Source organism: Pseudoalteromonas agarivorans (assembly GCF_024518735.1).
Taxonomy (GTDB): Bacteria; Pseudomonadota; Gammaproteobacteria; order Enterobacterales; family Alteromonadaceae; genus Pseudoalteromonas; species Pseudoalteromonas atlantica.
Genome location: NZ_JANIGJ010000001.1, coordinates 210,884 through 225,043, shown reverse-complemented (window position 1 = coordinate 225,043; position 14,160 = coordinate 210,884). Strand labels below are relative to the sequence as shown.

The 14,160-nt window shown below is 38.5% G+C and carries 13 protein-coding genes; 1 reads left to right on the top strand and 12 read right to left on the bottom strand.

The annotated features are described in order from the left end of the window. Window positions 1-72: 72 nt before the first annotated feature. From NQT65_RS00975 to NQT65_RS00960, 4 genes are all read right to left on the bottom strand, one after another. Window positions 73-759: a Crp/Fnr family transcriptional regulator gene (locus NQT65_RS00975; protein WP_024033419.1), complete on the bottom strand. Its 687-nt coding sequence runs from the start codon at window positions 757-759 to the stop codon at window positions 73-75. After that, a complete protein-coding gene (locus NQT65_RS00970) occupies window positions 756-1,412 on the bottom strand; it encodes a hypothetical protein (RefSeq protein WP_256850267.1) in 657 nt (218 codons plus the stop codon). The genes NQT65_RS00975 and NQT65_RS00970 overlap by 4 nt, the downstream gene beginning before the upstream one ends. 497 nt (window positions 1,413-1,909) lie before the next feature. Then, complete coding sequence (locus NQT65_RS00965; protein ID WP_256850266.1) at window positions 1,910-5,056, bottom strand: PilC/PilY family type IV pilus protein; 3,147 nt, start codon at window positions 5,054-5,056, stop codon at window positions 1,910-1,912. 477 nt (window positions 5,057-5,533) lie between these two features. Then, entirely contained in the window at window positions 5,534-5,944 is a 411-nt protein-coding gene (locus NQT65_RS00960; protein ID WP_004587208.1) for a hypothetical protein, read from the bottom strand. A 272-nt stretch (window positions 5,945-6,216) separates the two neighbouring features. On the opposite strand from NQT65_RS00960, the gene NQT65_RS00955 reads away from it, so the two are divergent. Then, entirely contained in the window at window positions 6,217-7,530 is a 1,314-nt protein-coding gene (locus NQT65_RS00955) for a S41 family peptidase (protein WP_256850265.1), read from the top strand. Window positions 7,531-7,606: 76 nt separating this feature from the next. Here NQT65_RS00955 and NQT65_RS00950 read toward each other — a convergent pair whose 3' ends face one another. The 8 genes from NQT65_RS00950 to NQT65_RS00915 form a co-directional block, all read right to left on the bottom strand. Next, entirely contained in the window at window positions 7,607-8,017 is a 411-nt protein-coding gene (locus tag NQT65_RS00950) for a hypothetical protein (RefSeq protein ID WP_004587208.1), read from the bottom strand. 238 nt (window positions 8,018-8,255) lie between these two features. Continuing rightward, the gene (locus NQT65_RS00945; RefSeq protein ID WP_126007417.1) at window positions 8,256-8,771 is read right to left on the bottom strand and encodes a M23 family metallopeptidase; all 516 of its coding nucleotides are present in this window, start codon (window positions 8,769-8,771) and stop codon (window positions 8,256-8,258) included. Window positions 8,772-8,826: 55 nt separating this feature from the next. Next, a complete protein-coding gene (locus tag NQT65_RS00940; RefSeq protein WP_004587206.1) occupies window positions 8,827-9,096 on the bottom strand; it encodes a YrhK family protein in 270 nt (89 codons plus the stop codon). A gap of 225 nt (window positions 9,097-9,321) precedes the next feature. Then, a complete protein-coding gene (locus NQT65_RS00935) occupies window positions 9,322-10,665 on the bottom strand; it encodes an SPFH domain-containing protein (protein WP_004587205.1) in 1,344 nt (447 codons plus the stop codon). Beyond that, window positions 10,658-10,996 (bottom strand): methanolan biosynthesis protein EpsI, encoded by a 339-nt coding sequence (locus NQT65_RS00930; RefSeq protein WP_138684983.1) that lies wholly within the window; start codon window positions 10,994-10,996, stop codon window positions 10,658-10,660. The genes NQT65_RS00935 and NQT65_RS00930 overlap by 8 nt, the downstream gene beginning before the upstream one ends. Before the next feature lie 266 nt (window positions 10,997-11,262). Continuing rightward, window positions 11,263-11,670: a hypothetical protein gene (locus NQT65_RS00925; protein WP_256850264.1), complete on the bottom strand. Its 408-nt coding sequence runs from the start codon at window positions 11,668-11,670 to the stop codon at window positions 11,263-11,265. 270 nt (window positions 11,671-11,940) lie between these two features. Continuing rightward, window positions 11,941-13,197, bottom strand: coding sequence for a cation:proton antiporter (locus NQT65_RS00920; RefSeq protein WP_256850263.1), 1,257 nt, complete (start codon window positions 13,195-13,197; stop codon window positions 11,941-11,943). 152 nt (window positions 13,198-13,349) lie between these two features. Beyond that, a complete protein-coding gene (locus tag NQT65_RS00915) occupies window positions 13,350-13,757 on the bottom strand; it encodes a hypothetical protein (protein ID WP_004587201.1) in 408 nt (135 codons plus the stop codon). Window positions 13,758-14,160: the final 403 nt, after the last annotated feature.

Below are 14,160 nucleotides of genomic sequence, written 5' to 3'. Positions count from 1 at the left end.
TGTGTGCCTTTTATTGTGTTTTTTTACACTATATCAGGCTTTTAAAATATCACTCTGTCGGGGAGCCGACATTTACTGATTACAAAGTAGCTCTAAAGCAGATTGGTTTAAAATGGTCACTTTGTTATAGCCGACCTCAATGAGTTGCTGCTTTGCTAACTTTTTTAGAATTTGATTGGCGGTTTGCCGTGTAAGGTAAGTCATATCAGCCAATTGCTGCTGAGACAAAGTAAAGGTATGGCCATTACTATGCGCTAAATGCGCGCACAATATAAGTAAGCGTTTTGCAACTCGCTGCTCGGCACTTAATAGTGCGTGATCTTCCATGCTAGTAAACATAACTCGCAATTTTTGGGCAAGGAGTAACCCAAAGTCTTGCCAATAATGCGGGTATTGTTTTAACAATTGCTCTAGTGCGCGTTGCCCAATAAAACACAGTGTTACATCGGTTTGCGCATAAACATCGTGGGTGCGCATTCCGCGGTCAAATAAAGTGACTTCGCCGAACCACAGCGAGGCATCAACAAAGCTTAAAACAGCTTCTTTACCATTATTACTTACCCCACTAATACGCACCACACCACTTAATACAGCATAAATACCGTCGTGTTTATCACCTCGTAAAAAAAGAGATTGGTGCGCGCTAAGGCTTAAAGTTTTTGCGTGGCTTAATAAAAACTGTTTTAAGTGTGCATCGCGCTTAGAAAACCACTGCCCTTGTTCAATAATGTTACAATGTGCTTTACTTAATCCATTCATTGCATTGTGTTTATATGTGGTTGAAGCTCTATTGCCAACGACTTAGGCAAGTCTAAATTACTGGCAATAACAAAGTCGTTATACGCCTCATTACCAGAGAAAAACTCCGCAATAAGCGTTTTATTTTTATATACGTTCACTGAAACACCACTGCCCATACCACCAGCATTAATAATGTAGTAATAGTAATTGCCTTTGTTAAAAAACAAAATACTTTCGCCTACTTTCCCTATTTGACGATAGTAGCTACCAAATGGCTGCGCGGCAGTGGCCGTATACTCTAGGCCAATTTTTTTCTCAGTGCCATAACGATAAGTAATAGCTGAGTTATCATTGGCCACACACACAGACAAAATATTATCAGTGGGCTTTAGTGTATAAGTCACTTTTGCGGTTGGGTTGCGTATAACCTTTTGCATTTTTGCATTTATATATGCTGTTTCACCACGTTTACAGTGACTTGGTACAATTCCCTCAATTAGGCCTTCTACAACAAGGTGCTTTTGCTCAATAGCCGTTGCCGGTAAATTAGCGTTTTCGTTTTTAGCCACTAACGGCGTTTTACTGCTACTAAATAAACTCACTTCCTCATCGCAACCATTTAAAAAGAGTACGGGAATACAATAGCAAAAAGAGATCAATTTGAAACTCATACTAATTCCATCTAATACAACTTAACCTTAAAATAGCGGCAAAATTAAGCACTAGCAACCATTAAAAATGGTAAGTTTTATAAATCTTTTTTTTAACCATGTTATGCAAATATTGCTTTACTATTTAGTGACTTATTTAATATTTATTTACACATTGATTGGTTTATTTACGAACAATTCATAAACCAATTCATACCCGTATGTCTATTTTCAATATAGGGACAATAAGCCCTCTTTTTATAATACTTAAACACAATAATTGCGAATAAATGTTGGCTTTATTAATACAAATTCGCTTGGTTAGGTAATTTATTTTAGGTAGGAAGCGTGTTGAATTTTAGGCAAAAATTACATTGTTGAGCTTTCTTAAGCAGAACACTTTAACGTAGCAAGGTTTGCTTTGGGTTCTATAATATTAGCTAGAAAAGTTAGCGCATGCCTTTTAAAGGCATGCGCGGTAAATAATAAAGCACTGCGACTCCTGAGCTAAAGCTAACCTAATCAGATGAAGAATCGTTTTCTTCACGTTTATATATGTAGGTTTGCTGCGTTTTAAAGCCAAAGCCTAATGTATCACTGTCATTTACAAGTTTAACTTTACCATCAACAACAGTTAGCCCTGGTCCGTTAATTTCAGGCGGTTTGATTGGGTTTACTGCGCCTTCACCAGTAAGGCTCGGGCCGATTAAATAAAACTGGCTTACTTGGCTAACAGGTATTGTTTCTTCGTACTCGTAGCCACCGCCTGGGGTACCGTCATCTGGGTCACCATCATCAGGTGTTGGCACATCACATAATCCATTATTATTAGCATCTATACATGAGTCGCCTTCACCAAAATACAACTGAGCGGTATCGGGTACATCGTAGCTGGTAGTAAATTTAAGTTGGTCGTACACTTTTGTGCCATAGTGCAAATGAAAAGCATACATTGCACCACCGCCCCCTGTTAAAGAGCACTGATTTTTATCAGACTCTAGTGCAGGTGTAAACGATGTATAATAAGCTACGCCTCCTACTACGGTGGCTGCAGCCAATGATTTTTCACCATTACTTAGCTCATATCGCCACCCTTTAAAGCCTGCTAAATCAGCTTCAAGTTCTACAAACTCATCTACATTATCTAGTGCATTGCCAAATGGGTCGTCATTCATAAGCATTAAATCACTTGGCACTATGGGCTCTGGCGTATTTTGTGAATCGAAGGTTTTAGTTACGGTTTGTTCATCGCGAATCATGTAAAGGTGATCTTGCTCATTGGTTGCAAGCGGATTTGAGCGATTACCACTGCCTATCACGATGGCATCGTAAGGCGTATCTAATCGTGTGGTTATTTCTTCACCGCCATAGCTCGTTTTGCTCACTTTACTAAACATAGTACGTGCCACTAGTGGCTTGTAAAAAAAGCGTCGGTCTTGCGTTGCTAATGAACTGCCAAGCTCTGCTAATTTGTAATGAGAAAAACTATTTTTGTCTGAGCCAGGCATATCCACACGCCAAATATTACCCCCAGTATCGGTGGCATATAAACGGTCAATGTAACCATCATAATCTGAGTCAAGCGTTGCTATATCGGCAGCTATACTGTGCTTACCTTGAAAATTATTATCCTCAGGCGTTAACGCCCATACTCTTTCGCCAGTTTTAGCCTTAACAATGTAAATTCCCGTGCCTGATTTATCCTCGCTACGAATCGCATTGTCTTTGTTTGTATCGTATCCGCCACCAAATACCAGTAAAGGCTCATCTCCAAACGCTTTAATATAGGCTATTTGTGGTTTTGACCAGGTTTGAGCTAGGTATTCAAACCCATCTGAGCCGCCTACAATAGGCTTACTCCAAAGCTGTTTTGGTTTATCTGGTGAGCTAATATCAAGTGCATAATAGTTTTTACCCCCGCGGCGCATGCCAGCAAATGCCCATACTTCATCACCTTTAGTGGCATCTATTACTCCGTCATTTAAGCCGTCACTGTTTAAACTTTTATTGTTAAAAAACACACTAATAGGCCCATCCATACCATATACTTTAGTATTGGCTTGATTTGTACGAAGCGCAGGTATGTTTTTTAACAGCTCAGCAGGCATAAACGCCCACTCCTCTTCAATGCTGTTACCTTTATCGTTAAACATGTGCAAAAAGCCAGCATTAGTGCCCACTAAAATACGTATGTTGCCATCACCATAATCAATAGATACCGGTTTAGAATGCAAAGGATCACCAAAAATATTGGCACGCTGATCTACTGATGAGCTATCGCTATCTTCGTTATCTACATCCATGCCTCTTGCCCAATTAATATCATTGCGCGAGATAGCAATATCAGTACCCGGTATGATGCCACCTATGGCGTCTGACACTATATTTAAAATTTCTTTAACTCTATCAAAGGTAAAATCAACAATACTACCGTCCGAATCTATATACAGTTTGCGGCTTTGTGAGTCTAAGCTTGAAAGTAAGTAGTTTACGCCGCCTTGTGCGACTAAATTACCATCGGCCGGTTTATTTGAAGGTAGCCAAAACGTGCGAGCGTCTTCTTTAATTAAGCCGTCATCACCTATTGCCTCACGGCCTGTGGAGTCAACTATGTTAGAGCCCGACATAACTAATTTTTTTAAATTGCCGCCCCAACGAGCCCCGGTCTCTGGGTAGAACATAGCAAAATAAATTGCTTCTCGGCTGCGGGTTTGGTCAACGTTATTACTGGCAACCGTAGGCGATGAAAAGCTATCGTTTACTTCGCGTATTCTAGAAATAGTATTATTTAATGCTTCAGAGAGCTCTGCTGAGGTATCTGCGTGAAGGTACTCGCCACCACCTAGTTCAGCGGTTTTTTCAAGAAGCGTTTTACCTTTGCTACTCATGCCACTACCAAAACCAATAGTAAATACGCGGCCTGTGTCTGCTACTTCCGGTGTGTCTTCGTAAAGATCTATTTCAACGTCTTGTGTACCATGAATTATTTGCGCTAATACCGCTAAATAACTGTTACTTGTTTTACTTGGGTTATAACCAAATTTTTGCTTGTATAAATCTTTAATATCGTCATTACGGTTATTATCCTGAGTAGGGTCGCCGTCGGTCATTAATATTAAATTTATAGAATTATCACAGCGCTCTTGCGAACCATATGCCTGTCTAAACGGCGATATATAATCAGGGGGCGTTAAAGGGTTGTCGTTGGTCTCTACACTAAAGTCACGTTGATTGGTATTTTGTCCATACCAAACGGTTTGGCCTGTCATATAAAGGTAGGCTTCCCATAAGGTTTCTGTAACGGGGGTGTTACCGCTAGCAGGTAGCTTTTCAATTTGGCCTAAAATAGTGTCATGTGATGAGCCTAAACCAGCCATAATATAACCACCGTTGTTACCATTAAAACGCATTAAACCAAAGTCAATGGCGCTATTATCATTAACCAGTTGGGTCATGGCATCTTTAGCTGCATCTATTTTTTTAGGTCCATTGTAAGGAAGCTTACTTCCCATACTTCCGGAGGTATCAAAAATAATCACAACACGGGGGTTTTCATCGGTTTCTACGTTATGGTTTACGTATAGCTCTATATCTTCGGCGGTTACAGAGAGGCTAACAGTTGCTGCAAAAAAAGATGCAACAATGCGATTGAAGGTAAGTTTCATTTTAAATCCTTTTATCTGCGCTAAAATCACGCAGTTCCATTAAAAGTGCAGTTACTTATTTATTTTTAGTTTTAATTAGAAAAATGCACAAAACAGCTAAATGCCATTAAACATAAACTTATTTACAAAGATTAATATTAACTGAATTTGCTATATGTTAAGTACTTTAATGAAAATAGGCGCAAATATAAAGAAATTTAATACCCTTAGAGCATTTTATATACGCATCGCCATTAGCAAAATATCCTGCTTTTAAAAACAATTAACCCTGTGATTCTGGGTTAACCTTACTTGCAATGGTGTTATTACCATATTTTAAGTTTAAACCCCCCTATTAAAATAGGTATTTAAGTGAGGATACACGTTAAACCCGCTTAAAAATTAACAACTCACATTGGTTAATTTCAAAAATAAAAACTAAAAAGCCCCCGCGAGTTTATAAACTCGCAGGGGCTTTTTAAGTGCTAAGTAATAAATTTATAACGATAAATCTTCTTTAGCACGCGTTAAATTATGAGATACCAGTGAGTTTTTAGAGATTTGATACGCTTCGTATAAATCTGAAAGGCCTGCGGTGTCTTTTTTGGCCATCATGCGGGCTACACCACGGTTACTTAATGCAAACGATGTAAGTTCGCGTACTTTTAAACGTGGGCCACGGCTTTCTTTTAATAAGGCAATTGCTTGTGTACAAATGGCTTCAGCTTCTGTGTAGTTTTTAGATTCTACATTAAGTGCACAGCTATTAAATGGCTGTTCAAACTCTGGTGCGGCTGTTACAGAATCTTCAATAACCATTAATTTGTAGTCACTTTGATCAGCCATTGCAGCAGCTGAGCAAGTTAATAATGAGCCAAGAGCGATGGTTTTTAAAAGTGTACGTTTCATGATTATCTTCCTGTTTGGTTAGTCGTACTTATTGGCGACAACTCAACTTTAGATAATTCTGAGCGCAGCGACAAACGATAAAAACAAACCTAATAAATGAGAAATACTAACTTATAGACTTAGCCTACCCTCCTTTTACAGCAGAAGATTGGCCGACTGAAAGCTATAAATAAACTTAAATAAACTCAACAATTTACACAATGGTTACCTATTGCCAAAAAAGCATTAGTGTTGTAACTTTGTTAATTAACCCAATATTTACAAGGATTGTCATGATTAAAAAAACAAAAAATATAATTTTATCTAGCTCAATTTTATTACTATGTGCATGTGGCGGCTCCTCAGAAAACGAAGGCGATATTATAAGTTCCGACCCTGCAGTATGTGCTAGTCAAACAGCACAAAACGAAGCCCTTTGGGACTACCTTCAAACAGATTATCTTTGGAGTGAGCAGCTAAATACCTCAACAAACCCATCTACATTTGACTCATTAAGCGATTTAATGAGCGAAGTTAAATCCCAAGTAGAATTAGATAAATACAGTTATGTAGTCACTGCGCAAGAATATGAAGACCGATACCTTAACGCGAGCTATTTTGGTTATGGTTTAGCAAACAAAATAGAATCTAACGGTCTTCTTGTAAAGTATGTATTTGACGATGGTAATGCAGCAGCTATGGGGTTAACCAGAGGCTCATTAATCACCAAAATGAATGGCGTAAATATTGAAAAAGCAATAACCAACAATACGTTTGACTACGATGCCTTATTGGGGCCTGAAGAAGAAGGCTATTCAGTAGACGTAACCTGGATAGATTTAAACGGTGAAGAACAAACCGGCACTATGGCACGCGCAACGGTTAGCACAAACACTATTCTAGACGCCCGCATATTAGAATCTAACACAGGTAAGGTTGGCTACCTGGCCTTTAATAGCTTTATTGAACGCAGTGCCCCAGACTTAGATGACGCATTTTCGTTATTCGAGCAAGAGGGCGTTTCAGAGCTAGTACTTGATTTACGCTATAACGGCGGCGGTTACCTATCTATAGCGAAGCAACTAGCAAGTCAAATTGCCGCAGATCAAGTGCTAGGTAAACCGATGTATAGTTACGAATATAATCAAAACCGTAAATCTAAAAGCACAAATTTTGAGCTAAGCAGCAGCAACCCTCGCCTGAATTTGCCTCGAGTTGTAGTGCTCACCACTGAACAAACATTGTCTGCTAGTGAATTGGTGATTAATGCGCTAGAACCCTACATTGAGGTTCAAGTGGTTGGCACAAGCACAGGAGGAAAACCTGTTGGTATGGATGTTAATGAACTTTGTGACCACGTTGTGTTTGCTATAAACTTTAAGATAGCTAATTCAGCTGGGTATAGTGATTACTTTGATGGTTTACCTGCAGATTGTTACGCCGAAGATACCATTAATTCAGATTGGGGCGATACCAAAGATCCTCTTGTAAACGAGGCTCTATACTTATTAGCTAATAACAGTTGCTCAACAACTCAAACAAGCCAGTTACCTAAACAAAAATCGCTTTATAACAATTTTGGTCTATTCGATAAAAACACGATATAACACTTTCAATTGTATACAAAAAAGCCGATGCAGGATTATCCCTTCATCGGCTTTTTTATCGCGTTATAAAACGTTTTTATAACGATAAATCTTCTTTAGCACGCGTTAAATTATGAGATACCAGTGAGTTTTTAGAGATTTGATACGCTTCGTATAAATCTGAAAGGCCTGCGGTGTCTTTTTTGGCCATCATGCGGGCTACACCACGGTTACTTAATGCAAACGATGTAAGTTCGCGTACTTTTAAACGTGGGCCACGGCTTTCTTTTAATAAGGCAATTGCTTGTGTACAAATGGCTTCAGCTTCTGTGTAGTTTTTAGATTCTACATTAAGTGCACAGCTATTAAATGGCTGTTCAAACTCTGGTGCGGCTGTTACAGAATCTTCAATAACCATTAATTTGTAGTCACTTTGATCAGCCATTGCAGCAGCTGAGCAAGTTAATAATGAGCCAAGAGCGATGGTTTTTAAAAGTGTACGTTTCATGATTATCTTCCTGTTTGGTTAGTCGTGCTTGTTGCCGACAACTTAACTTTAGATAAATCCTCTTGCCCCGACAAACGATAAAAACAAACCTAATAAGTGAGAAAATCTAACTTATAGACTTTAGTCTAATACCTACTTTGAATAACGTTTCTTTCACTCTCAAAAAATACAGCAAAAACAAGTGAGTTAACAACGTTGGCAGCTAATCAGTAAAGGCCCATCCATACATAAAACTGAGTTAGTTAGCAGTTAACTTTTTATGTGGGTTTAAAAAAAACATCTTTTTCCACCCTTGGCTTTGCGTTGTGAAAAGCCACGGCATAGGCATAAGCGATAATATAGAATAATGCACATGAGGTTGCTTTCCTGCGGCATTACCGGTATCACCCAGTAAGCCAATTTGACTGTTTATGCTAACTACATCCCCTGCACTTACATTGTAGTCATTTAAATGTGCAAAATAATGCACTCGCCATTTTGCACCTAATACCGCAACCACTTTGCCACCTCGGTTTAGTTCACCTGAAAAAATAACAATACCGCTTGTTGCAGCAACCACAGGCGTGTTTTTAGCGCCAAAAATATCAATTCCTTTATGCACACCCGAGCGCCCCCAAGGCTCATACCAAAACGTATTGTGGTTCCAATCCTTACTTGTAGCGCCTTGCACAGGAATTACTAGCTTCTCGGGAATGAGTAAACCCACTATTAATAAAATTATAACTGCGCCCAAAGTCCACTTTAGTAGTTTCAATGCATTACCTTTGCTGTGAATAGTCATTAAATTATTAATTACAATACCTGAACGCCTAGTGAGTATTGTTAGAACGAAACACTTTTTTAACGTGAACTAAACTCATTAATTTTAATACAGGTTTTATTATTAATTGCGCACTGCCAGCTATAAAAAGCCAGGTACCGCTTTCAACTAATGACTCATTTAAAAAGAAAAAGCTACCAATTAAAAACCACACCGCAATTAAAAAATCGTTAACTGCGCCTAATGCTTCATAACGGCGTTGGATAGTAATATGCTCTTGTCCTAAGTCTAAATTAAGCTGATTTTTGCTGGAGCCCATCAATACTACTCACTCTTTTTACTATGTAATTAAAAAACTGTTTTCACTAGCATCTAATACCAATTCGCTTAATTAAGTATTATTGCGAATTGGTATAGGCTTATCTGCATAATACAATAGCAAAAAACACACAATAAAAAACGCTGCCTGATATATCCGCCAGCGTTTTTATTGGTGTAGAGCCTTTATAACTAAAAACTCACTATTGCTTGTATATTTAATTGTTTATTTTTGGTCTTTTTCTAAACGTTTTTTAAGACTTAAAGCCGCATCTGCCGCTAATAATCGCATAAATTCAGAACCATTGCTTTGTTCGCCCTGCCCTGCACCTATTACAATTTCAGGCACTAAACGGCTTTTTCCTAAACTATTGAATAAAGCAGTTTGAATTTTCACCTCAGCTTTTAATGTTTCATCAAACACATATTTAGGATCAAGCGCTGCTGATTTAGCACGTAACCGTGCCTCAGCTAACACATCCATGCCTAGTGCTTCTAAACGCTGTTGCTTTAATATCTCTTCTTGCTCTTTTGCCAACTCAGCTTTTACAGCTACACGTTGCTGCGCAGAAATAATAGCATTCGCTTTAATACGCTCGGCATCGATTTGCTCTTTAATTTTAAGCTTTTCAGACTCTGCCCGCTGCTTTGCTATTGCTTGTTCGCCTAAGGCAACTTCTGTACGCGCTTGTTGCTCTGCTTTTTTAAGATTTTGACGTGCCAAGGCTTCATCTGCAGCCGCTTGCTTTTGCGCTTCTAAGCGCGCGTTTACTTTACTTTCGTAGTCAATATCAATAATACTTGCATCTACAACAGTAATACCATACGCACCTAAAATCGGCGCATTACGCAGCGGTTTACCCTCTTTATCAGATTTAATATTTACCGTTACACGCTGCTGTTTACTTAAGCTACCTAGTTCATCGCTTTTATCCCGCTCACCGCTGCTGATTATTTGCTCAGTAACAAAAATACCATTAGTAAGTTGATCAGAAAAGTCTTGGCTAAGTTGCCCGTTTCCACCAGAATAATGCTGCTCAACCGACATCATACGCGCCGACGCTTTAACGTTTTCTGTAGTAGCACGCATAAGTAAATTAGATATAAGCGTATCTTGCGAACCAAACTCTTCGTGTATTTTTAGTAATCCACGTAATTCACCTTTTTCAGTGGCTGGTACATTGCCTGGCAACCTAAAGCGCGATACACCACGTGCACCACCGGTTGTTGTATCCAAAAAGCGTATTGGAATAAGAGGTACAATTGCACTCGCAGTCGCGTTTTCGTCACCCGTAAAGTTAATCGATATAACCTTTTTATAAGCAGATGTAGTGCCAAATGCTTTTAAGTATGGGCCAGCTTGGTTAATAACCGTTAACTTTCCGGTAAACGCCGATTGATGAACTAAACGCTCGTCAGCTTCGTTCCAAGAAATAACTTGTGAAGTAAGCGTTGCTATAACAGCCAACACAACCACTATTGATGTTACTAAAATGACATTTCGGCGGCCAAAACGACCTATAAATGATTGTGACTTTTCTTCTGGAACCGCTTTTTTATCGCTATCCATTTTCCTTACTCTCCATGTTTAGTTTTTTCTTAACAAAGTAAATAATTTCTTGCTCGCTTAAATGCGCACAAAAACTACCTGAGCGATGCAATTCTATAAATGTTGCAAGGATCTCTTCTTTGCCTTTTATTTTTTTATGTTTATCTGCTTGGGCTTGGTTTTTATCCGTAAGTTGAGTAATAAGCTCATCTACAATGGTGTCTTTATCAAACAGCACATTGTATTCCTTAGTTTTTCTTACTCGGTTTTTGCGTATATTGCTATAAATAACATAAATAGCTAAACACAAAATAATAACCAATGTACTCAACCCAACAATATAGAAAATCATATAACCTGCTTATATTTAGTTGAATGATTACGTCAATAACAGGTGTTATAAATCAATAACAAATGTTAACTCATTAATTTTACAGAAACCTCGTATAAAAAACAGGTAAAAGTAATAATTCCAAAAATAAAGCTTTCTAAAACGGGCTTTCTCGCTTTTAAATTTACATGTGAGTTTTATAAAAAATTTTATTACACGCACAAAAAAGCCCCTACCAAATATAAATCGGTAGGGACTTTTTTGTGACTCTCGCTAATTAAATTGCTTTATAAGGCAAGCTCTTCTTTAGCGCGAGTTAAGTTATGAGACACTAATGTGTTTTCAGAGATTTGTACTGCTTCGTATAAATCAGCTAATGCTGCTGTATCGTTATGCGCTTTTAAACGTGCAACACCACGGTTGCTTAAAGCGTACGATGTAAGCTGGCGTACTTTAAATTTAGGGCCTTGTGCATCTTTTAAAAGTGCAATGGCTTTAGTACAAATTTCTTCAGCTTGAGCGTAATTTTTAGATTTAACATTTAATGCACAGCTATTGAATGACTCTTCTAGAGGCATTGGAGCCGTTTCGGTTTTAATAACCATAAGTTTGTAGTCACTTGAATCAGCCATTACAGCTGCTGAGCAAGTTAGTAATGAGCCAAGAGCGATGGTTTTTAAAAGTGTACGTTTCATGGTTTGTCTTTCCTAGTTAAGTTAGTCGCGCTTGTTGCCGACAACTGAACTTTAGAGTAATAGCTCAGCGCCGACAAACGAGAAAAACAAACTCAATAAGTGAAGAAAATTAACCTATAGACTTTAGTCTAATATACGTACAAATTTAAATGTTTAACAGCGTGTAAACCAGCGTAATTACTGCTTGTTTTGAAAAAGGTTTTAAAACGAGTGTTATGCAGTAGCTACGCAAACAAGCCTATGAGCTGTACAAAAATCAGTCTTTATAATTTATTTTGTTTTTATGCTTTTGGCGACTTTTCCTACGCTCAAGCCCTGCACTAAAATTGAAAAAACCACCACCGCATAAGTTAAAGCCAATAATATATTACGCTGCGCTCCGTCAGGTAGCTGCAACACCAGTGCCACCGAAATACCGCCACGTAACCCTCCCCAGGTTAACACTTTCCATGCACCGCTGGGCAGCTCGAGCTGTTTATTAAAAATAGTTGTTGTTAGGCCAACCACAATAAGACGTGCGCATAGCGCAATTAAAATGGTTAAAACGCCCGCCACCAGCAAATTAGCTGAGTACACAATCATTACCACTTCAAGGCCAATTAGCACAAATAAAATGGCATTTAAAATTTCATCAATTAGCTCCCAAAACAAATCAACATAGTGGCGAGTTTTATCACTCATGGCTAAATTACGGCCATGATTACCCACCATTAATCCCACCATAACCATCGCAAGTGGCCCCGATAAGTGCCAGTGACTCGCCAATGCATAACCGCCTATAACACCCGCTAGCGTCAGTAATACTTCTTCTTGGTAGCTATCTATTGCCTTTAATAAATAATTTAAAGCAGCGCCTAATATAAAACCAAATATTATACCGCCCCCCGCTTCAACAGCGAGTGTATGAGCCACTGAGTATGTAGTTGGCATATCACCACTGGTTAAAATTCCTAATAAAAGCGCAAATACCACCACGCCTATACCATCATTAAATAGCGACTCCCCCGCTATTACGGTTTCAATACTTTTAGGCGCGCCAGCAGAGCGTAAAATACCCATTACCGCTATCGGATCGGTTGGCGAAATCAACGCACCAAATAATAAACACCAAATAAACGATAAATTAAATCCCAATAAAGGCACTACTACATATAACGCTGTAGCAATAATCACTGTTGAAATTAGCGTACCCACACACGCTAAAATACCTATGGGTAATTTATAACGTCTTAAGTCACTTACATTAACGTGCAGCGCCCCAGCAAAAAGCAGCATTGAGAGCATGCCATCGAGCAATACATGAGTAAAATTGAGTTGACCAAGTAGGCTTACTTCGTAATCAATAAGTTCATCAAACCCTAAAAAGCCCAAAAATATGGCCACAATAGACACTAAAAGCGAAATAACCATCACCCCAATGGTGGTTGGCAGGCCAATAAACCGATGATTTATATAAGCAAGCAATGCGGTTATAGATAAAAAAATCGCGCTAATTTCAAATATACTCAACGTACTGGTGACATCCATAATCTAGCTCTCTTAAATTTAAAGCCTAATAGGTAGTTTCCACTTTTATGATTTGCACTTTTTAACCGTGCAACGCAAAAAGCCCATGTTAAGAATAAACCTAACATGGGCTTTTTATACACTAGCTTAATTAAAGCATGTTTAGTGCTTTTTTATAGCGCAAGCTCTTCTTTAGCAAGTGTTAAATTATGCGATACCATTGTACTGTTAGACATTTGCGCTGCCTCGTACAAATCAGCAATGGCTGCGGTGTCATTATTTGATTTTAAGCGTGCAACACCTCGGTTACTTAACGCGAATGACGTAAGTTGGCGTACTTTAAATTTAGGGCCGTCTGCATCTTTTAAAAGTGCAATTGCTTTTGTACAAATTGCTTCAGCCTCTGCATAGTTTTTTGACTTAACATTCAGTGCGCAACTATTAAATGACTGCTCAATTGGCTGCGGTGCAGTCGCTTGTTCGATAACCATTAATTTGTAGTCACTTGTATCAGCCATTACAGCAGCTGAGCAAGTTAATAAAGAGCCAAGAGCGATGGTTTTAATAAGTGAGCTTTTCATGATTATGTTCCTGTTGAGTTAGTCGTGCTTGTTGCCGACAATTCAACTTTAGAGAATTAACACAAAACCGACAAACGATTAAAACAAAACCAATAAGTGAAGAAAATTAACTTATAGACTTTAGTCTAATGGAGAATTACTAATTTACGGCAATTGGTATTTATACAATCAGTAACCGAACCCGCTCTTTACTTAGTCCGTTCAAGTAGCTTAACTTTTCCATAACAGCTTCAAACTTAAAGCCTATGTCTGCAGCATCATTTATCCACCAAACCAGCTGTTAAAGCACCAAGTGCTTAGCAAATTTGCGTTTGATTTACTTTGGACCGGTAATAACTATTTGCAAAAAGGTTAGCAAGCCATGGGCTATAACGGCGCGCCCCCTTACTTTTAATTCGTGATT

Bases quoted from the DNA above. Each gene is read 5' to 3' on its own strand.
- NQT65_RS00975 (WP_024033419.1), bottom strand. From the start codon at position 759: ATGAATGGATTAAGTAAAGCACATTGTAACATTATTGAACAAGGGCAG.
- NQT65_RS00970 (WP_256850267.1), bottom strand. From the start codon at position 1,412: ATGAGTTTCAAATTGATCTCTTTTTGCTATTGTATTCCCGTACTCTTT.
- NQT65_RS00965 (WP_256850266.1), bottom strand. From the start codon at position 5,056: ATGAAACTTACCTTCAATCGCATTGTTGCATCTTTTTTTGCAGCAACT.
- NQT65_RS00960 (WP_004587208.1), bottom strand. From the start codon at position 5,944: ATGAAACGTACACTTTTAAAAACCATCGCTCTTGGCTCATTATTAACT.
- NQT65_RS00955 (WP_256850265.1), top strand. From the start codon at position 6,217: ATGATTAAAAAAACAAAAAATATAATTTTATCTAGCTCAATTTTATTA.
- NQT65_RS00950 (WP_004587208.1), bottom strand. From the start codon at position 8,017: ATGAAACGTACACTTTTAAAAACCATCGCTCTTGGCTCATTATTAACT.
- NQT65_RS00940 (WP_004587206.1), bottom strand. From the start codon at position 9,096: ATGGGCTCCAGCAAAAATCAGCTTAATTTAGACTTAGGACAAGAGCAT.
- NQT65_RS00935 (WP_004587205.1), bottom strand. From the start codon at position 10,665: ATGGATAGCGATAAAAAAGCGGTTCCAGAAGAAAAGTCACAATCATTT.
- NQT65_RS00930 (WP_138684983.1), bottom strand. From the start codon at position 10,996: ATGATTTTCTATATTGTTGGGTTGAGTACATTGGTTATTATTTTGTGT.
- NQT65_RS00925 (WP_256850264.1), bottom strand. From the start codon at position 11,670: ATGAAACGTACACTTTTAAAAACCATCGCTCTTGGCTCATTACTAACT.
- NQT65_RS00920 (WP_256850263.1), bottom strand. From the start codon at position 13,197: ATGGATGTCACCAGTACGTTGAGTATATTTGAAATTAGCGCGATTTTT.
- NQT65_RS00915 (WP_004587201.1), bottom strand. From the start codon at position 13,757: ATGAAAAGCTCACTTATTAAAACCATCGCTCTTGGCTCTTTATTAACT.